Origin of the sequence: Spirillospora sp. NPDC048911 (genome assembly GCF_043198015.1) — a bacterium.
Classification (GTDB): domain Bacteria; phylum Actinomycetota; class Actinomycetes; order Streptosporangiales; family Streptosporangiaceae; genus Spirillospora.
This window is the reverse complement of the sequence record NZ_JBICUD010000001.1, coordinates 1,337,280-1,356,196: the sequence shown is the minus strand read 5'-3', so window position 1 is coordinate 1,356,196 and position 18,917 is coordinate 1,337,280. Positions and strand designations below refer to the sequence as shown.

The 18,917-nt window shown below is 71.4% G+C and carries 16 protein-coding genes and 1 pseudogene; 2 read left to right on the top strand and 15 right to left on the bottom strand.

Going from position 1 to position 18,917, the window contains the following annotated elements; translation table 11 throughout:
* Positions 1-33 precede the first annotated feature (33 nt).
* From lysX to ACGFNU_RS06165, 9 genes and pseudogenes are all read right to left on the bottom strand, one after another.
* Complete coding sequence (lysX, locus tag ACGFNU_RS06205; protein WP_392590645.1) at positions 34-1,524, bottom strand: bifunctional lysylphosphatidylglycerol synthetase/lysine--tRNA ligase LysX; 1,491 nt, start codon at positions 1,522-1,524, stop codon at positions 34-36.
* Between the two features lie 85 nt (positions 1,525-1,609).
* Complete coding sequence (locus ACGFNU_RS06200; protein ID WP_392590643.1) at positions 1,610-2,191, bottom strand: hypothetical protein; 582 nt, start codon at positions 2,189-2,191, stop codon at positions 1,610-1,612.
* A 108-nt stretch (positions 2,192-2,299) separates the two neighbouring features.
* Positions 2,300-3,082 (bottom strand): type III pantothenate kinase, encoded by a 783-nt coding sequence (locus ACGFNU_RS06195; protein WP_392590641.1) that lies wholly within the window; start codon positions 3,080-3,082, stop codon positions 2,300-2,302.
* Between the two features lie 14 nt (positions 3,083-3,096).
* A complete protein-coding gene (gene nadC / locus ACGFNU_RS06190; protein ID WP_392590640.1) occupies positions 3,097-3,954 on the bottom strand; it encodes a carboxylating nicotinate-nucleotide diphosphorylase in 858 nt (285 codons plus the stop codon).
* Complete coding sequence (locus ACGFNU_RS06185) at positions 3,951-4,298, bottom strand: hypothetical protein (RefSeq protein WP_392591021.1); 348 nt, start codon at positions 4,296-4,298, stop codon at positions 3,951-3,953. Before ACGFNU_RS06185 ends, nadC begins: the two co-directional genes overlap by 4 nt.
* A 258-nt stretch (positions 4,299-4,556) precedes the next feature.
* Positions 4,557-5,876 (bottom strand): annotated as a pseudogene (locus ACGFNU_RS06180) (L-aspartate oxidase); the annotation flags it as partial.
* 229 nt (positions 5,877-6,105) lie between these two features.
* Positions 6,106-6,528, bottom strand: coding sequence for an aspartate 1-decarboxylase (gene panD / locus ACGFNU_RS06175; RefSeq protein WP_392590638.1), 423 nt, complete (start codon positions 6,526-6,528; stop codon positions 6,106-6,108).
* The gene (gene panC / locus ACGFNU_RS06170; RefSeq protein ID WP_392590637.1) at positions 6,528-7,415 is read right to left on the bottom strand and encodes a pantoate--beta-alanine ligase; all 888 of its coding nucleotides are present in this window, start codon (positions 7,413-7,415) and stop codon (positions 6,528-6,530) included. Before panC ends, panD begins: the two co-directional genes overlap by 1 nt.
* A 117-nt stretch (positions 7,416-7,532) precedes the next feature.
* Positions 7,533-8,519, bottom strand: a complete 987-nt coding sequence (locus tag ACGFNU_RS06165) for a Rossmann-like and DUF2520 domain-containing protein (protein ID WP_392590635.1) — start codon at positions 8,517-8,519, stop codon at positions 7,533-7,535.
* A 267-nt stretch (positions 8,520-8,786) separates the two neighbouring features.
* Here ACGFNU_RS06165 and ACGFNU_RS06160 point away from each other — a divergent pair, with 267 nt between their 5' ends.
* Positions 8,787-9,083, top strand: coding sequence for a hypothetical protein (locus ACGFNU_RS06160; protein ID WP_392590633.1), 297 nt, complete (start codon positions 8,787-8,789; stop codon positions 9,081-9,083).
* Between the two features lie 237 nt (positions 9,084-9,320).
* On the opposite strand, the gene ACGFNU_RS06155 is transcribed toward ACGFNU_RS06160, so the two are convergent.
* From ACGFNU_RS06155 to ACGFNU_RS06140, 4 genes are all read right to left on the bottom strand, one after another.
* Positions 9,321-11,825 (bottom strand): ABC transporter permease, encoded by a 2,505-nt coding sequence (locus tag ACGFNU_RS06155; protein WP_392590631.1) that lies wholly within the window; start codon positions 11,823-11,825, stop codon positions 9,321-9,323.
* 5 nt (positions 11,826-11,830) lie between these two features.
* Positions 11,831-12,601, bottom strand: coding sequence for an ABC transporter ATP-binding protein (locus ACGFNU_RS06150; RefSeq protein WP_392590629.1), 771 nt, complete (start codon positions 12,599-12,601; stop codon positions 11,831-11,833).
* A gap of 285 nt (positions 12,602-12,886) precedes the next feature.
* Positions 12,887-13,561, bottom strand: coding sequence for a response regulator (locus tag ACGFNU_RS06145; RefSeq protein ID WP_392591019.1), 675 nt, complete (start codon positions 13,559-13,561; stop codon positions 12,887-12,889).
* 138 nt (positions 13,562-13,699) lie between these two features.
* A complete protein-coding gene (locus ACGFNU_RS06140) occupies positions 13,700-14,866 on the bottom strand; it encodes a sensor histidine kinase (protein WP_392590627.1) in 1,167 nt (388 codons plus the stop codon).
* Between the two features lie 153 nt (positions 14,867-15,019).
* Here ACGFNU_RS06140 and ACGFNU_RS06135 point away from each other — a divergent pair, with 153 nt between their 5' ends.
* Entirely contained in the window at positions 15,020-16,018 is a 999-nt protein-coding gene (locus ACGFNU_RS06135) for an SAM-dependent methyltransferase (protein ID WP_392590625.1), read from the top strand.
* Here ACGFNU_RS06135 and ACGFNU_RS06130 read toward each other — a convergent pair.
* Positions 16,015-17,223: a cytochrome P450 gene (locus ACGFNU_RS06130; RefSeq protein WP_392590624.1), complete on the bottom strand. Its 1,209-nt coding sequence runs from the start codon at positions 17,221-17,223 to the stop codon at positions 16,015-16,017. The two genes, ACGFNU_RS06135 and ACGFNU_RS06130, sit on opposite strands and share 4 nt — an antisense overlap.
* 286 nt (positions 17,224-17,509) lie before the next feature.
* The gene (locus ACGFNU_RS06125; protein ID WP_392590623.1) at positions 17,510-18,853 is read right to left on the bottom strand and encodes a PH domain-containing protein; all 1,344 of its coding nucleotides are present in this window, start codon (positions 18,851-18,853) and stop codon (positions 17,510-17,512) included.
* Between the last annotated feature and the right edge of the window lie 64 nt (positions 18,854-18,917).

Sequence of the window (18,917 nt, the reverse complement as noted above, 5' to 3'; positions counted from 1 at the left end):
GGCACTGACCGCCCAATGTCGGAGCGGCGACCGCTATTCGGGCTTGACCAGCGGGAACAGGATCGTCTCGCGGATGTTCTTGCCGGTGAACGCCATAATCATCCGGTCGATGCCGGCGCCCATGCCACCCGTCGGCGGCATGGCGTACTCCAGAGCGCGCAGAAAGTCCTCGTCCAGTTGCATCGCCTCGGGGTCGCCGCCCGCCGCGAGCAGCGACTGCTCGGTGAGCCGGCGCCGCTGCTCGACCGGGTCGACGAGCTCGGAGTAGGCGGTGCCCAGCTCCGTCCCGAACCCGATCAGGTCCCACTTCTCGGTGAGCAGCGGCTCCTCGCGGTGCTGGCGCGTCAGCGGCGAGGTCTCGACCGGGTAGTCCATGACGAACGTGGGCTGCACGAGCGTGTGCTCGACCAGCTCCTCGAAGATCTCCTGGACGAGTTTGCCCTGCCCCCACTTGGGGTCCCAGGAGATGCCGCGCGCGTCGGCGAGCTTGCGCACCTGCTCGATCGGCGTGTGCGGCGTGACCTCCTCGCCGAGCGCCCCCGACACCGAGCCGTAGAGGGTGACGCGCGGCCACTCGGCCAGGCCGAGCTCGATCTCCTGGCCCTCGTGAACGACGACCGTCGTGCCCAGTGCGGCGACGACCGCGTTCTGGTACATCCGCTGGGTCAGGTCGGCCATGTCGTTGTAGTCGAGGTACGTGCCGTACGCCTCGACCATCGTGAACTCGGGGTTGTGCGTCGAGTCGGCGCCCTCGTTCCGGAAGTTCCGGTTGATCTCGAAGACCTTGTCGATGCCGCCGACGACGAGCCGCTTGAGGTAGAGCTCGATCGCGATGCGCAGGTAGAGCTCCATGTCGTATGCGTTGATGTGCGTCTTGAACGGACGCGCCGCCGCGCCGCCATGGATCGGCTGCAACATCGGGGTCTCGACCTCGAGGTAGCCCTCGTCGTGCCAGAAGTCGCGGACCGCCCGCACGGTGGCGCTGCGGATGCGCGCCATCGCGCGGGCCTCGTCGTTGACGATCAGGTCGACGTACCGCTGCCGGACGCGCGCCTCGGGATCGGTGAGCCCGGCGTGCTTCTCCGGCAGCGGCCGCAGGCACTTCGAAGTGATCGCGTACGAGTCGGCCATGACCGACAGCTCGCCGCGCCTGGACGTGATGACCTCGCCCTCGACGCCGACATGGTCGCCGAGGTCGACGTCACGCTTCCACGCGTCCAGCGCCTCCTGCCCCACCTTGGCGAGCGACAACATCACCTGGATGTCGCCGCTGCCGTCGCGGATGGTGGCGAAGCACAGCTTGCCGGTGTTGCGGACCAGCATGACGCGACCGGTGACGCCGACCTTCTCGCCCGTCTCGGTGCCCGGCTCCAGATCCGGGTGTTTCTCCCGGACCTCGGCGATCGTCGCCGTACGGGGGAAGGTCACCGGATAGGGGTCGATACCGCTCTCGCGGAGCCGGTCGAGCTTCTCCCGGCGCACCCGCATCTGCTCCGGAAGGTCGTCGTAGGTCTCGTCACTCACGGCACAAGGCTATCGAGCCGGATCGATGCCCCGCGAACGGCTTGCCCGCGAACGACTCGTCCGCGATCACCGCGAGAGCCGCCGATCACTTGAGGAGGGCGCTCTTGGCCGTGAACTTGTACGGCGCCTTCTTGTCGCCGGCGACGTCGTAGGTGAGCGTGGCGTCGCCCTTCCACTTGGCGTTGTGGTTCGGCAGCCCGATCTGGCAGCGCATGGTCAGCGGCCTCGGCTTCTTGGCCTTGTACTGGTGGGCCGCGTGCCGCCAGAAGTACTGGCCGCGGTCACAGGTGACGGAGTGCTTCTTCTTCCCGCTGGTGATCGTGAACTTCAGGACGACCATCTTGCTGAGCGGCTTCTTGGGGTCCTTGAGATGCGCGGGGTTGACGTTGTTCGGGCAGTACGTGACCACGAACTCGGCCCAGTAGTCCATCCCGCCCTCGCCCTGCTCCTTGGCGAGGCGCATCTTGAGGCCGACCTTGGGGTCCTTGGAGTTGGGGACCGGAATGACCTTCAGGCTCTTGGCGGCGCAGGGGTCGGCCGCCTGGGCGCCGACGGCGGCCTGAGCACCGGTCGCGGCCTGGGGGGCGGCGGCGTGCGCGGCGGGGACCATCATGCCGGCGGCGACGGCCGTCGCGCCCACGGCGAGCATGCGCTGAGCGATATTCACAACGACTCCTGGGGGGAGATCGGGATCATGAGCTTGGTGATCCACTATGCCGATCTTGAATCCCGCCCGGAACCCGCGGGCGCCAGATTGGCCCTCAGGCACTACACGTCAGGGAGTGTTGCGCTCGTAGATCAGCCGGAGGCCGACGAGGGTCAGCCAGGGCTCGAAGGCGTCGATCGTGCGGGCCTCGTCGAGGACGAGCGGCGCCAGGCCGCCGGTGGCGATGACCGTGACCTGGTCGGGATCCTCGGCCAGCTCTTCGGACATGCGCTCGACGATGCCGTCGACCTGCCCGGCGAAGCCGAAGATGATGCCGGACTGGAGGGCCTCGACGGTGTTCTTGGCGATCACGTTCCGGGGACGCTGGAGCTCGATCTTGTGCAGTTGCGCGCCGCGCACGGACAGCGCGTCGATGGAGATCTCGATGCCCGGGGCGATCGCGCCGCCGACGTACTCGCCCTTGGCGGAGACGGCGTCGAACGTGGTGGCGGTGCCGAAGTCGACGACGATCGCCGGGCCGCTGTGCAGGTGGACGGCCGCGAGCGCGTTGACGATGCGGTCGGCCCCGACCTCTTTGGGGTTGTCCATCCGGACCGGAACGCCGGTCTTGACCCCGGGCTCGACGATCACCGCGGCCACGTCGCCGTAGTACCGGCGGCACATCTCCCGCATCTCGTGCAGAACGGACGGGACGGTCGAGCACAGAGCGATGCCGCTGATATCGGACTCGGCCAGCAGCGGGCTCTGCTGGATGAGGCCCTGGAGGACGACGGCGATCTCGTCGGCGGTCCGGCGCGGATCGGTGTTGATCCTCCAGTGTTCGATAACCTCCTCGCCCTCGAACAGCCCGAGGACGGTGTGGGTGTTACCGACGTCGATGGTGAGCAGCATCAGGTCCCCGCTGGTCAGGAGAAGTCAAGGCCGATGTCGAGCACGCGCGCCGAGTGGGTCAGCGCACCTACTGCAAGGTAGTCGACGCCGGTCACGGCCACATCTCGGGCCCTGTCCAAAGCGAGTCCGCCGCTCGCCTCCAGCTCCGCCCGGCCGTTCACCAGACGCACCGCTTCGCGCATCTGATCGAGAGTCATGTTGTCGAGCAGGATCGAACGGGCGCCCACCGCGAGGGCCTCCTCGACCTGAGCGAGGGTGTCGCACTCGACCTCGATGTGCAGGGACGGGTAGACGCCGCGGATCGCCTGGTACGCGGCGGTGACCGAACCCGCGGCCGCGACGTGGTTGTCCTTGATCAGGGCGGAGTCGTGCAGGCCCATCCGGTGGTTGACCCCGCCGCCGCAGCGCACCGCGTACTTCTGCAGCGCGCGCATGCCCGGCAGCGTCTTGCGGCTGTCGCGCACCTTCGCCTTGGTGCCCTCCATGGCGTCCACCCAGCGTCCCGTGGCGGTGGCGATGCCCGAGAGGTGGGTGAGGAGGTTGAGGGCGGTCCGCTCGGCCCGGAGCACGGCGCGCGTCGGCCCGCTCACCGAGATCAGCACCTGGCCCGCGGTGACGCGGTCGCCGTCGGACGCCTTCGCCGTGTAGGCGACGTCCAGGAGCTCGAAGACGGCCTCCGCCACCGGGACGCCGGCCACGATCCCTTCCTCGCGCGCGGTGAAGTCCCCGCTCGCGGTGTCCTCCGGCGCGAAGATCGGCTCGCTGGTGACGTCGACCGGCCCGTCCTCGTCGAGCGCCGTTCGCACCAGGTTTTCCACAGCCTGTGGATCGAGCCCGGCATCCGTCAGGCGTCCGTGCGACTCTGGCGTCATGACATCTCCTCGTAAGTGGTGGCCAGCGCTCCGGCGGCCAGACGGGTGACCAGGTGGCCGCGCCAGGCGGCGTCGTCTCGTTCCGGGAAGTCCTCGCGCCAGTGACTCCCCCGCGTCTCCTCCCGCCGCCGGGCGGCCGCGACGATCGCCGTGGCCACCGTGTGCAGGTTGGTGACCTCCCAGGCCTCGACGCAAGGCGCCACGCGAGAGGCACCGGCCGCCATCGCGGCGAGTTCCCGTCCCGCCGCGGCCAGCCCCTCGGCGTTCCGCAGCACCCCGGCGCACGAGGTCATGATCCGCTGAATCTCCCCCCGAGCCGAAGGATCCAGCAGCCCACCCCCCACGCCCCCACGCCCGGCGACACCACTGCGCCCCGCATCCCCGCCACGGCCTTCGGCAACACCCTCACGCGCCGCTTGACCCCCAGCGCGACCGTGCTCGGCGACACCGCCGGGCGCCGCGCCAGTACCCGCGCCACCGCCGTCGGAGATCACGTCGCGCGCCGCATCACCGTCCGCACGACCGCCCTTGGTGGTCACGGTGCGTGCAGCGTCCCCGCCTGCGCCGCTCTCGGCGATCACGTTGGGCGCCGTCTCATCGCCCGCGTGATCGCGCTCCGGGACGGCGGTCGCTGCGACAGCGGCGTGCGCGCTCCGGCTGTCCGTTGTGGGTGGCGCGGCGGGAGCTTCGGGGATGGTTGCGGCGATTCGTTCGGCGAAGACCAGGCCTTCCAGGAGGGAGTTGGACGCGAGCCGGTTGGCGCCGTGGACGCCCGTGCAGGCCGCCTCACCGCAGGCGTACAGGCCCGGCACCGAGGTGCGCCCGGTCAGGTCCGTACGGATGCCGCCGCTGGCGTAGTGGGCGGCCGGCACCACCGGTATCGGCTCCGTGACGGGGTCGATGCCGTGGTGGCGGCAGGCCGCCAGGATCGTCGGGAAGCGCTCCTCCCACGTGTGAGCGCCGAGGTGGCGTCCGTCCAGGAGCATGTGGGACGCGCCGGTCTCGTGCATCCGCGTCATGATCCCCTTGGCCACGACGTCACGCGGGGCGAGGTCGGCCAGCTCGTGGCGGCCCACCATGAACCGTTCGCCGGAGTGGTCGATCAGGTAGGCGCCCTCGCCGCGGACGGCCTCGGAGATCAGCGGCTGCTGCCCGCGCGCGCCGTCCCCCAGCCACAGGACGGTCGGGTGGAACTGCACGAACTCCAGATCGGTGACCGCGGCCCCCGCCCGCAGGGCGAGCGCCACACCGTCGCCGGTCGAGACGGACGGGTTGGTGGTGGCCGAGAACACCTGCCCCAGGCCGCCGGTGGCGAGGACGACCGAGGGTGCGCGCACGGCACCGACCCCGCCGGGCTGCCCCTCGCCCATGACGTGCAGGGTGATCCCGGCCGCCCGGCCCGCGTCGTCGATGAGCAGGTCGAGCACGAGGGCATGCTCGATGACCCTGATGTCCGATTCCTTGAGCGCGGCGAGGAGGGCCCGGCTGATCTCGGCTCCGGTGGCGTCGCCGCCCGCGTGGGCGATGCGGCGCCGGTGGTGCCCGCCCTCGCGGGTGAGGGCGACGTCGCCGTCGGCCGTGCGGTCGAACTCGGTCCCGAGCTCGATGAGCCGCCGGACGGCCCCGGGGCCCTCGGTGACCAGCGTGCGCACGGCCGCCTCGTCGCAGATCCCGACGCCGGCGGTCAGGGTGTCGGCGAGGTGCTCCTCCGGCGTGTCATCGGGCGCGAGCGCCGCCGCGATGCCGCCCTGCGCCCAGCGGGTGGAGCCCTCGTCCAGCAGGGCCTTGGTGACGAGCAAAACCTTTCCGTGCGGCCGGCAGCGCAACGCGGTGACGAGGCCCGCGATGCCGGAGCCGACCACGACGACGTCGGCCGTCACGGTCCAGCCCGGCTCGGGGGCGGCGAGCAGTCGAGGGATCATGAGCCCTCCTCCAGGGGTTTGTTCTCGTCATTGTGACATTAACCCCGGACGGACGTTACGCCCGGGGTTGCCAGAGAACAAACAGCCGCAGGTGAAAGGACCTCCCCGGCCACGCACGCGAGCGCGCTACCCGTTGAAGTGAGCCGGCGGGCAGAGCTTCAAACGAAGATCGCGACGCGACGTCGCAACCGCCGCATCGCGGCTTGGCCATGAGCCACCGGACGTGCGGTCAGGGCCGCGACAGCGCATGGGGACCGCGGAGCTGATCGGACCCCGGAACGGGCTCGCCCGGGTCGGAACCCAGCGAGATGATCTTGTTGTCCCGGTCCACATGGACGACGCTCGGCTCGAACGAACGGGCGTCGGCGTCGCTCAGCTGCGCGTAGCTGATGATGATCACAAGGTCGCCGGGCTGGACGAGCCGCGCGGCGGCGCCGTTGATCCCGATCACACCGGAGCCGCGCTCCCCCGCGATCAGGTACGTCTCCAGCCGGGCGCCGTTGTCGATGTCGACGATGTGCACCTGCTCGCCCGGCAGCAGGTCGGCCGCGTCCATGAGGTCCTGGTCGATGGTGAGCGAGCCCACGTAGTGCAGGTCGGCCTGGGTCACCGTGGCGCGGTGGATCTTCGACTTGAACATCGTCCGGAACATCAGGACTCCTTCGCGGGGTCGGAGGGCGTGGCCGTGGGGGCGAACGAGAGCGGAACGTTGTCGATCAGGTGGGTGGAGCCGACCCGGCCCGCCACGGCCAGGACGGCCTCGCCGGTGTATCCGGCCGGGACCTCGGTGAAGGTCGACGGGTCGACCAGGACGAGGTAGTCCAGCTTCAGGGGCGGCTCGGCGCGAGCCGCCTTGTCGAGGACCTCCCGCGCCGCGCCCGTCACGGCGACCGGCCCGTCCGGCACCGCGTCGGCACCGGCCTGGAGAGCCTGTGCCAGCGCCAGCGCGGTCTCCCGCTCGGCCTCCGACAGGTAGCGGTTGCGGCTCGACAACGCCAGCCCGCCGAGCTCGCGCACGGTCGGGCCGCCCACGACCCGGACCGGGACGTCGAGGTCGGCGACCATCCGGCGGATCATGGCCAGTTGCTGGGCGTCCTTCTCCCCGAACACGGCGATGTCCGGCCGCACCAGTTGGAACAACTTCATGACGACCGTGAGCATTCCGGCGAAATGCCCCGGCCGGGTCTCGCCCTCCACGATCTCGCCCATCGGCCCGGGATCGATCGTGACCTGCGGTTCACGGGGATACATCACGTCCCGCGTGGGGGCGAAGACGATGTCCACGCCCTCCGCCGCACAGGCCTCGATGTCGTCGGCGAACGTCCGGGGATAGCGGTCGAGGTCCTCGTTCGGCCCGAACTGGAGCGGATTGACGAAGATGCTCACCGCCACCACGTCCGCCAGGCTCCGCGCCTTGCGGATCAGCGAGCGGTGGCCCTCGTGCAGGGCGCCCATGGTCGGTACGAGCGCCACGGTCCCCCGCGCTCCGGAGCGGACCGCCGCCAGCTCCTCACGGGTCTTCGCGATGACGGGTGTCACCGGGCCCGCCCCCTCTCCTTCTCGCGATCGGCTCGGTCGCCGGAAATTCAGTCGCCGGGAATCAGTCGCCAGGAATCAAGTCGCAGGAATCTGTCGCCAAGGATCAGCCGTCACGCATCAGTCGGCCAGGACTTCGAGGAGCCGCTCGGCGTCCTCGGGTTTGAGCAGCCCGGCACCGAGCGCCCGGTCGGCGGTGAGCCTGGCCAGCGCCACGTACGCGCGCAGACCGGCGGGCGAGACCTTGGCGAGCTCCTCCACATGGCCCGCCACCGTGCCGGCGTCACCGCGGGCGACGGGGCCGGTCAGGCCGTCGATGCCGAGGCGCAGAGCGTTGTCGAGCGCGGCGCCGAGGAGCGGCCCGAGCATGCGCCCGGGCTCGGCCACACCGGCCGAACGCAGCAGATCCATGGACTCGACGACCAGGGTGACCAGGTGGTTCGCGCCCCCGGCCAGCGCCGCGTGGTAGAGCGGGCGGTGCTCCTCGGTGATCCACGAGGGTTCGCCGCCCATCTCCAGTACCAGGGCCTCGGCCACCGGACGCAGCGGGTCCGGAGCGGTCACGCCGAATGAGATGCCCGTCAGGCGGTTGAGATCGTCCGGCCGCCCGGTGAACGTCATGACCGGGTGCAGGGCCAGTGGCAGGGCTCCGGCGCGGGTGACCGGGTCGAGGACGCCGATCCCGTACCGGCCGCTGGTGTGGGCGACCAGCTTGCCGCCGACCTGGACGTCCGTGGCGGCGAGCCCGGCCGCCAGTTCGGGGAGGGCGTCGTCCGGGACGGTCAGCAGGATGAGGTCGGAGGACGCCGCGACCTCCTGCGGCGTGACCAGCGCGGCACCGGGGAGCCGTTCCTCGGCTCGGCGGCGCGAGTCTTCGGAGACCGCGGTGGCGGCGACGACCCGGTGCCCGGCGCGGGCGAGCGCCGCGGCGAGCACGGTGCCGACGCGGCCCGCGCCGATGACGCCCACCGCGAGGCGGGCCGGGCGGTCTTCGGGCGCGGTCGCGCCGTTGCCCGCGACGGCCGGGCCGTCGCCGGATACGGGCAGGTCGTTCCTGGGTGTGCCGTTTCCGGGCGCGCCGGAGGGCGGCGTGACTCCAGAGTCCATTCTCGTTCCAGTCCTCAGGTAGGTACCGGACGTGCGTGAACAGCGTACCCGCGAGCCCGGGAGGGCACATCACCCCGACCACCCTGGCAAAGAAGTGAGCATTTGACTACCCATTGTCACGCCCGATACCGGCGCACCGGTGAGAGTTGGGGCGCCGGACGCCGTGATCCCTTGCTGATGATCTGAAATGCCAGGTAACTCTGTGTGAGTTGGCCGTCGCGTGAAGTGAAGACGGGCACCCGCCCTCCGATCGAGATGGAGCCCAGCATGATCAAGACAATCCTCCGGACCGGCGCGGTCACCGCGACCATCGCCGGAGCCACGTTCCTGGCCGCTCCCGCGTACGCCGATCCGCACAACGACGGCCACGGCAACACGACCTACGTCGTCCAGTTCGGCGAGTACATCGCCAACTGCGGCGGGCTCCCCTCCGAGAGCCAGGGCGTCACCCACTGCGACAGCAGCGTGGAGAACGTCGACGGCGGCGGATCTGAGGGCGGCCCCGAGGGCTCGCAGGGCCCCGGCGGCATGTTCGGCCTCGGCAACTGGCCCGGCGGCTGGTAGCCAGGACGTCGAAGCCCGGTCCTCCCGCATGCCGCCTCCGCCCCACCACACGGTGGGGCGGAGCCCTTTCCGGGCCCCGCCCCACTACGCCCCGCCGTACCCCGTCGCCTGATCCGCGCCCCCAATCCGCGTATCTGCTCCGCGTTCCTGAACCGCGTTCCTGAACCGCGTTCCTGAACCGCGTTCCTGAACCGCGTTCCTGAACCGCGTTCCTGAACCGCGTCCCCGAACCGCGCGTCAGTCGTGGGAGAGCGACTCCACGATCGAGGCCTTGGCCGCGCGGCGGGCGGGCAGGACGGCGGCGGCCATCCCGGCGACGCCCGCGAGGACCATGAACCCCGTCACCTGCAGCCAGGGCAGGGCGAAGACCGAGCTCGCGGCCATCGCGGTCGTGGCCGCCCAGCCGAACCCGACGCCGAGGACCACCCCTGTGAACGCGCCCATCACGGCCATCACGAACGCCTCGACCGAGAGCATCCGCCGGAGCTGGCGCTTGGTGATGCCGAGGGCCCGCAGCAGCGCCGACTCGCGGGTCCGTTCCACCACCGAGAGCGTCAGCGTGTTGGCGATGCCGAACAGCGCGATGATGATCGCCAGTCCGAGCAGCCCGCCGAAGATCATCAGGACCATGTCGATGGCCTTGGTGAACTGCTCGCGCAGCTCGGCCGACGAGGTCACCTGCACGGTCGGATACTGCTGGGCGGCCTTCTCCACGGCGGGGCGCGCCCCCTGCCCGGCGGCCCCCTTCTTGGCGTTGACGAAGATCATCTGCGGATCCCGGCCGGGGAAGTACCGGTCGAAGTCCGCCTGGGTCAGCAAGAAGGGGGTGACGGGCGCGTCGGTGCCGAAAGTTCCGATGATCTTCATCGGGACGTTCCCCCGCCGGGTCTTGACCTGCACCGTCTGCCCGGTCCGCAAGCCGCGTCCCTCTGCGGTCTCGGTGTCAACGGCCACCGTTCCCGGCCGCAGGTCCGCCAGCGATCCGGTGGTGAACTCCGGCTTGACCACCGTGCCGAGCGACGACGGCGTCACGCTGCCGACACGCTCCTCGGTCCCCCCGACCAGCGTCTCCTTCGTCCGCAACTCGGTGACGCTGGCCACCTGCGGCACCGTGCGCAGGGCTCCGGTCAGGGCCCGCGGCACCGGCTCACCGTCCGCGTCGTCGGTGCCGGACTGCGTCACCAGCTGGTAGTCCACCGGGAACTGCTTGTCCAGCCGCGCGTACGAGGTGGCCTTGCCGCTGGCGGCGACCACCGCGAACAGGCTCATCAGGCCGACGCCGATCGTCAGCGCGACGGTCGTGGTGGCGGTGCGGCGGGGCGAGCGGCGCGCGTTCTCCACCGCGAGCCGGCCCGGGACGCCGCCGAGCCGCGCCGGGATCGCCCCGGCGAGCCGGCCGAGCGGGCGGACGAGCGCCGGCATCAGCGCGATCACCGCGAGGAAGACCAGGCCGCCCGACACCGCGACCGTGAACATCGCGGCCTGGCCCTTGGCCATGACCAGCGCGCCGTAGACCCCCAGGCCCAGCCCGGCGAGCCCCAGGAGCACGGAGAGAACGGTCCGGGGCAGGCCCAGCCGGAACCGTCCGCTGCCCGGCTCCAGGTCGGTGCGCAGCGCGGCGATGGGCGCGATGCGGGTGGCGGCGCGGGCCGGCAGCAGCGCGGAGACCACGGTGACGATGACACCGACCAGCAGGCCCACCACGATCGTCCGCGGCGCCAGCGTGACCGCGGCCGTCGGGATGCCCGCGCCCAGCGCGTTGAACAGCGCCAGCGCACCGCCGCCGAGCCCCAGCCCGGCGAGCAGGCCGGTGATCGAGCCGACGAGGCCGACGACCGCGGACTCGGTGAGCACGCCCCCGAAGATCTGCCGCCGGGTGGCGCCGACGCAGCGCAGCAGCGCCATCTCCCGCATCCGCTGCGCGATCAGGATCGAGAACGTGTTGTAGATGACCAGGGCCGAGACCACCAGCGACACCAGCCCGAAGATGAGCAGGCCATTCCGGATGATCTTCATGTCGGCACCGGCGCTGGTGGCCAGGCGGTCGCCGAGCTTCGCGCCGGTCAGCACGTCGTACGAGCCGCCGACGGCCCGGGCGACGGCGTCGACGCTCCCGCCCGCGACGTCGATCTCCTCGTACGTCGTGCTGCCGGTCATCCGCGTCGCGGTGGCGGGATCGAACCCCACCGCGCCCCGGTACCCCGCGTCCGGATCGATGCCGAAGTCGACGATCCCGACCATCGTGAACCGGTGCGGCCTGCGCTGCTTGTCCAGCACCGTGATCGCCTGGCCGACCGTGAAGTCCTCCCGTTCGGCCGTCTTGGTGTCCACCACGGCCTCGGCCGGCCCGGCCGGCAGCCGGCCCTTGTCGAGCTCGTGCCGCTGCAGCCGCCCGCCCGGCGCCGAGAGGCCGATCGTCGGCGAGTCGCCGACCACCTTGCCGTCCTTGCCGACCAGCGGCGCGTCCCCACGGACCTCGCCCTGCGCCTCGGTCACGCCGGGGACGGCCCGGATCTTGGCCAGCAGGGCGGCGTTGAGCTCCGCCTCCGACGACTCCTTGGGCAGTACCGCGACGTCGACCTTGTCGGCGGACTTGGCGAACTTCTTGTCGACCCCCTTCTCCATCGTGTCGGTGAGGACGAACGTGCCGGCGATGAAGCCGACGCCGAGGGTGATGGCCAGCCCGGTGAGGAGCAGCCGCAGCTTGTGGGCGCGCAGGCCCGCCAGTGTGGTCTTCAGCATCGGGATCAGCCCTCGAGGCTCTTGAGCCGGTCGAGCACGGCGTCCGGCGTCGGCTGGAAGATCTCGCTGACGATCAGGCCGTCGCGCAGGAACACCACGCGGTCGGCGTACGAGGCGGCGACCGGGTCGTGCGTGACCATGACGATCGTCTGGCCCATCTCGCGGACGGACGAGCGCAGGAAGCTCAGCACCTCGGCGCCCGCGCGGGAGTCCAGGTTGCCGGTGGGCTCGTCCGCGAAGATCACCTCGGGCTGCGAGACCAGCGCGCGGGCGCAGGCGACCCGCTGCTGCTGGCCGCCCGACAGCTCGTTCGGCCGGTGGCCGAGCCGGTCGCGCAGGCCGACGACCTCGACGACCTGGTCGAACCACTGCTTGTGCAGCTTGCGCCCGGACAGCTCCAGCGGGAGCAGGATGTTCTGCTCGGCGGTCAGCGTCGGCAGCAGGTTGAACGCCTGGAAGACGAACCCGACGCGGTCGCGGCGCAGCAACGTGAGCTGCTTGTCGTTGAGCCCGGTGATCTCGGCGTCGCCCAGCATGACGCGGCCGCCGCTGACGGTGTCCAGCCCGGCCAGGCAGTGCATGAGCGTGGACTTGCCGGAGCCCGACGGCCCCATGATGGCGGTGAACGCGCCCTTGGCGAATCCGACGCTGACCCCGCGCAGCGCGTGCACGGCGGCGTCGCCCGACCCGTACACCTTGCTCACCTCGGTGGCCACGACGGCGGGGGCGGCGGTGGCGTGCGCTCCCGCGGACGGACTGGCGTACGTGCTGGTCACGGCGTCTCCTTAGGGGATCTGAACGTCGTGATCCACGCTAGGGATCGGCGTTCCCGCCGCCATCGACCGTGCGTCCACGCTTTGCGTCAGCTATTCGGCTGGCCCGTGGACATCCGTACGACCTGAGACGTACGAGCCCGTCCCACTCCTGATCGACGCCGGCCTGGGCGCCGCCTTCGGTGGACTCCGGTGGACTCCGGCGGACTCCGGTGGAGCGGGCGCGCGAGAGCGCCGGCGACCCGGGTGACGGATCTCCGGCGCTCTCGCGAACGCTCTCTGTTCCGGCTAGCCGTCTTTCTGGCCGCTCCGGACCAGACCCGACTCGTACGCGAAGACCACGGCCTGAACGCGGTCCCGCAGGCCGAGCTTCATCAGGATCCGGCCCATGTGCGTCTTGACGGTCGCCTCGGACACGTACAGCCGCTCGGCGATCTCGGCGTTCGACAGACCGCGGGCGACGAGGTGCAGCACCTCGGACTCCCGGTCGGTCAGCGTGTCGAGCGCGCCGGTCGCCTGGTGCTCCTTGTCGGGCAGGTGCAGGGCGAACCTGTCCAGCAGCCGCTTGGTCGTGCTGGGCGCCACCACGGCGTCGCCGGAGTGCACCGCCCGGATCGCCTCGATCAGCTGCGCGGGCCCGGCGTCCTTGAGCAGGAAGCCGCCCGCTCCCGCCTTGATCGCCGCGAACGCGTACTCGTCGAGGTCGAACGTCGTCAGGATGATGACCTTGGGCCCGTCCGGGCCGCTGTCCGCCGTGATCCGGCGGGTCGCCTCGATCCCGTCCATGCGCGGCATCCGCACGTCCATCAGCACGACGTCCGCCCGTGTGGTCCGCAGCAGTTCCAGGGCGCGCGCGCCGTCCCCCGCCTCGCCGACGACGTCCACGTCCGGCTGGGCGTCGAGCACCATCTTGAAGCCCGCCCGCACCAGCTCCTGGTCGTCGACCAGCATCACCCGGATCACGCCGTGTCCCTCGTCCATCCCCGTCACGCCGTCCTCCCAGTCATGCCGTCCGACCCGCTCACGCATCCGACCCGCTCACGCCGTCCGTCCCGATCATGCCGGTCGGGCCGACCGTCCCGCTCACTCCGTCCGTACCGGTCACGCTCGTACCTCCTCGCGGGCGGGGATCCGGGCGATCACCTCGAAGCCGCCGCCCTGGCGGGGCCCCGCCTCGACGGTGCCGCCATAGACCGCGGCGCGTTCCCGCATGCCCGCCAGGCCGTGGCCCCGGCCGTCATTCGTGGCCGCGGCGCCCCGGCCGTCATCGGTGATCCGGACTTCCACCGCCTCGTCACCGTAGTGCAGCCGGACCCGCGCGGCGGCTCTCGGACCGCCGTGTTTGAGGGCGTTGGTCAATCCCTCCTGCACGATCCGGTAGATCGTGAGCTGCCGGCCGTCCGACATCCGCCGCGGCGCGCCCGTCACCTCGAAGTCGAGCGGCAGGCCCGACGCGCGAACCTGTTCCACCAGGTCGCCCAGCTGATCGACGCCCGGTTGCGGCGCGTACGGCCCGGCGTCGCCGCCCTCGCGCAGCACGCCCAGAAGCCGCCGCATCTCCGCCAGCGCCTGGCGTCCGGTGGCCGAGATCGCCTCCAGTGCCTCCTTGGCCCGCGCCGTGTCGGTCTCGATGGCGTACGAGGCGCCGTCCGCCTGGACCACGATGACGCTGACGTTGTGCGCGACCACGTCGTGCAGCTCGCGCGCGATCCGGGCCCGTTCGGCGGCCATGGCCATCTGGACCTCGTTGTCGCGCTCCCGTTCCAGCCGTTCGGCGCGTTCCTCGACCGAACGCGTGTAGGCGCGACGGGTGCTGATGTACGTGCCGAGGATCCATACGCTCCACACCACGATGGAGAGCATGACGAGCGTCATCTTGATGTCGCCGCGGCCCTCCGGGTAGCGCAGCGTCGCCAGCACCGCGCCCAGCTCGCCCACGGCCACCCCGGCGAGCCCCCAGATCCGCGGCTGGTCGGCGGCGAGCGTGTAGATGCCCATGAGGACGGCGATGTTGCCCGGCAGAGGTGCGATGTTCACGGCGCACTGGACGAACGACAACAACGCCACGAAGGCGAAGACCCCGCGCGGGTAGGTCCGGCGCAGTATCAGGGGAAGGCAGAGAGCCAGGTTCCAGGCGACGTACGCCTCCGGCCGGATGGTGTTCGCCGCCGTGGAGCTCAGGGCGACGAGCAGCAGCAGCGGCGCCATGAACACCGCGTCCACCAGCAGCCTTTTGCGGCGCCACCAGTCCCAGAGTCTGCCGAGCATGTGTTCAGCGTACGTTTGCCAAGCTCAGTGCCGTATCAATCGGAGGTCGGACGCGCCTACGACTCAAGGATGCCTCGACATACGGGTCCAGGATGCCCTCGGCATACGGGTCCACTCGCGGAATGGCGCGGTAACGTCGCAAGGGTGGCTTGGGTGACCTGGCGCACTGCGATGGAGCGTGCGTTGTACGGGACTGACGGGTTCTACCGGCGTGAGCGGCCTGGAGAGCACTTCCGCACGTCGGTGCACGCCTCACCGCGCTTCGCGGCGGCCCTCGGCCGTCTCCTGGCCGAGGTGGACGCCGCGCTCGGCCATCCCGCCCGGCTGGACCTCGTCGACGTGGGCGCCGGCCGCGCCGAGCTGCTGGTCAACATCGTCCGCGCCGCCGAGCCGGGGCTGGCCGAACGCCTCGTCCCGACCGCCGTGGAGATCGCCCCGCGCCCGCCCGAGATCCCGGACCGGATCGCCTGGCGGCACGAGCTTCCGGCCCGCATCACCGGCCTCGTGATCGCGAACGAGTGGCTGGACAACATCGCGCTCGACGTGGTGGAGCAGACCCCGGCGGGCCCGCGCCTCGTGCTCGTCGACCCCGCCACCGGGGCCGAGCGGCCCGGCCCCGAGCCGTCCGCGCAGGACCTGGACTGGCTCGCCCGCTGGTGGCCGCTCCGTGAGCCCGGCGATCGCGCCGAGCTCGGGCATCCGCGCTGCATGGCGTGGTCATCGGTGATCGAACGCCTGTCGGGCGGGCTGGCGATCGCGGTCGACTACTCGCACACGCGCGCGTCCCGTCCGCCGTACGGCACGCTCACCGGCTATCGCGACGGCGCGACCGTGCCCGCCGTGCCGGACGGCTCCTGCGATGTCACCGCCCACGTGGCGCTCGACGCCTGCCGTGCCGCCGGAGAACAAGCCGGAGCCTCGGACACGCTCCTCACGACCCAGCGGGACGCCCTGCGCGCGCTGGGCCTGTCGGGTACACGCCCGCCGATCGACCTCGCCCACAGGGACCCTCGTGGTTATGTCCAGGCTCTGTGTGCCGCAGGCGAAGACGCCGAACTCACCGATCCGCAGGGCTTGGGCGGTTTCGGCTGGCTGGCCCAGGCGGCGGGCATACCAGTGCCAGCCATCCTGGCCCCGGTGCCGGTCGGTTAGGGCTCGACGTAGAGGGACTCCAGGCCGCGCAGGACGAAGCCTGGCTTCCACTCGGGTTCGGTGACGAGTTTGAGGTCGGGAGCGAGCCTCAGCAGCGCGCCGTACGACTCGTTCAACTCGATGCGGGCCAGCGGTGCGCCCAGGCAGTAGTGGATGCCGAGGCCGAATGTGATGTGCGGATTGGGATCACGGCCCGCGTCGAACCGGCCGGGCTCCGCGAACACCTCGGGATCGCGGTTGGCGGACGCGAATTGGAGGGCGACCTCACTGCCGCGCGGGATGTCCACCCCGGCGACCTGGATGTCCTCCAGGACCCAGCGCTCGAACATCGGCGCGGACGTGTCGTACCGCATCAGCTCCTCGACGGCCGTGGGGATCAGCGACCGGTCTGCGCGGATCCGGGCCAGCTCGCCGGGGTTGCGGAACAGGGACCACCAGCCGTTGCCGGTCGTGTTGACGGTCGCCTCGTGGCCCGCGTTCAGGAGCAGGACGCAGGTGCCGATGAGCTCGTCCTCGGTGAGCCGGTCGCCCTCGTCCACGACCTGGGCGAGGGCGCTGATCAGGTCGTCCCGAGGATTCGCCTTGCGGTCGCGCGCCAGCTCCCGCAGGTAGCCGGAGAACTCGACGGCGGCGCGCACGGCGGTGCGCTGGGCGTCCTCGGACGGGTTCAGCTCGTACATCCCGCAGATGTCGGCGGACCAGGGCCGCAGCAGGTGCCGATCGGCGGCGGGCACCCCCAGCATCTCCGCGATCACGTTCACGGGCAGCGGCTCGGCGACCTCGGCCAGCAGGTCACCGCCGCCCTTGGCGACGAACGCCCCGGCCAGCTCCTCGGCGAGGCCGCGCACCATCGGCCGCAGGCCCTCGACCATGCGGGCGGTGAACGCCTTGGACACCAGGCGCCGCAGCCGGGTGTGCGTGGGCGGCTCGACGTCCAGCATCCCGGCGCGCACGAGGTCCCAGAACGGCCGGAGGAACTCGGCCTCCGGCTCCCGGCCGAACTCCTCGTGGCCGCCGACGTGCAGGTACGTCCGGCCCAGGCGCCGGTCCCGCAGCAGCCCGCTGACGTCCGCGTACCGGGTGATCACCCACTGGCCGGTCGGCTCGTGGAAGAACACCGGCTCCTCCGCCCGGAGCCGCTCGAACGCCGGGTACGGGTCGGCCACGAAGCCGGGCGACCACGGGTCATAGGCCACATCGCTCATGACCGGACACTACGCCCACCAAGGACCCACCCTCACACGTCGGGCATGACCAGCACGCGGCATGACCAGCGCGCGGCGTGGCCAGCGGGCGACGTGGCCAGCAGGCAGCGTGACCAGCGCGGCGTGATCAGCACGCGGCGCGGCCAGCACGCGGCGTGACCAGCGCACGGCGTGACCAGCGCACGGCGTGACCAGCGCACGGCGTGGCCTGGGAGCGGCGTGGCCTGGGAGCGGCGTGGTCAGCGGCTGGCGTGGCAGCGGGCGGCGGGGTCAGCGGGCGGCGGGGTCAGCGGGCGGCCCAGCGGCCGGGGTCGCCGCCCGCGCGGCGGGCGGCCTGTGCGCGGCGGGCCGTGGATTCGACGATCGCGCGGGCCTCGCCCAGGTCGCGGTCGGCCGCGGACACCTGGACCGGCCCGGGCGGAGCGTCCACGTGAACGGTGGCCAAGCCCAGCATGCGCTGGAAGACGTTGGACGTCAGGCGGACGCTCTGCGCGCGCGCGTGGGCGATCACGTCCGTACGGCGGCAGGGCCAGCCGTGGCGGGACACGAACACCACGTCGTCGGTGCCGGCGCCGTCGGCCTTGTCCAGCGAGACGCCCTTGGAGGACGACGGCAGGAGGGCCACGGCGTCCACGTTCGTGCCAGGGAACACCTGCGAGACCAGATGGAGGGCGACATGGCGCGGGGCCGCGGGCAGGAGGACGGAGGAGAGCGCCTGCCGTTCACCCGCGTAACCGGCGACGGTGACCTCCAGGCGTGCCCAGCCGGTGGCGCGCCAGAGGGACGGCTCCACGATGCTGACGGCCTGCACACGACCCGGCGGGACCGTCTGCATGCGGGTCTCCAGGAGCCCGTAGCGGAGCCGTACGCCGTCCGGGGACGTCGCCACGGTGAAGTTCGCGTACATCACCAGCGGCGCCATCACGGCGCGGATCAGCCCGAGCAGCGCCGGGATCGCGACCGCCAGCATGCCCAGCTCGGCGTACGCCACGAGGAAGACCAGCGAGAGGACGAAGAGGATCGCCGTCCCGATCACCGGCAGCCGGAACAGCAGCGAGCCGAGGAGCGTGCCGAAGCCCACTCGCCAGAGCGGGCGCTCGGGCGCCTCGGGCGTGTGGCTGGGCAGCCCGGCGGCCAGGGCGAGGAGTTCGGCGCGCAGCTGGTGCGCCGCGTTCTTGCCCAGGTAACGGAGGACGATCTCGCTCTTCTCGCCGCCCGCCAGCTCCACCCGCACCTCGGCGAGCGAGAACGCCCGCGTCACCAGCGGCCGGACCAGGTCGATGGCCTGGATGCGCGACAGCGGGACCTGCCGCTTGCGCTTGCGCAGCATTCCGGTCTCGACGACCAGATCGTCTCCGGTGATCCAGAAGCGTGTGCCCAGCCAGCCCCAGAGCCCCGCGGCCACGGCGATCGCGGCCATCGGCACCGACACGACGAGGAACCTGCCGAGCACCTCGGGGCTGAGCACCAGCGCGGCGCCGCTGTCGGTCCTGGTCAGCAGCAGCGGGAAGCCCAGCAGCACGAAATAGATGATCAGGATGATGAACGCGCGCAGCGGTCCGGTGGCCCAGTGCAGGCGATGGACGCCCTCGGAGAAGCGCACCGGCGGCCTCGGCTGCGGACCGTACATCCCGGGATGCGCGGCGGGACCGAGCAGGCCGGGAGGGCCGTAGCCCTGCGGCCCGTACGGCGGC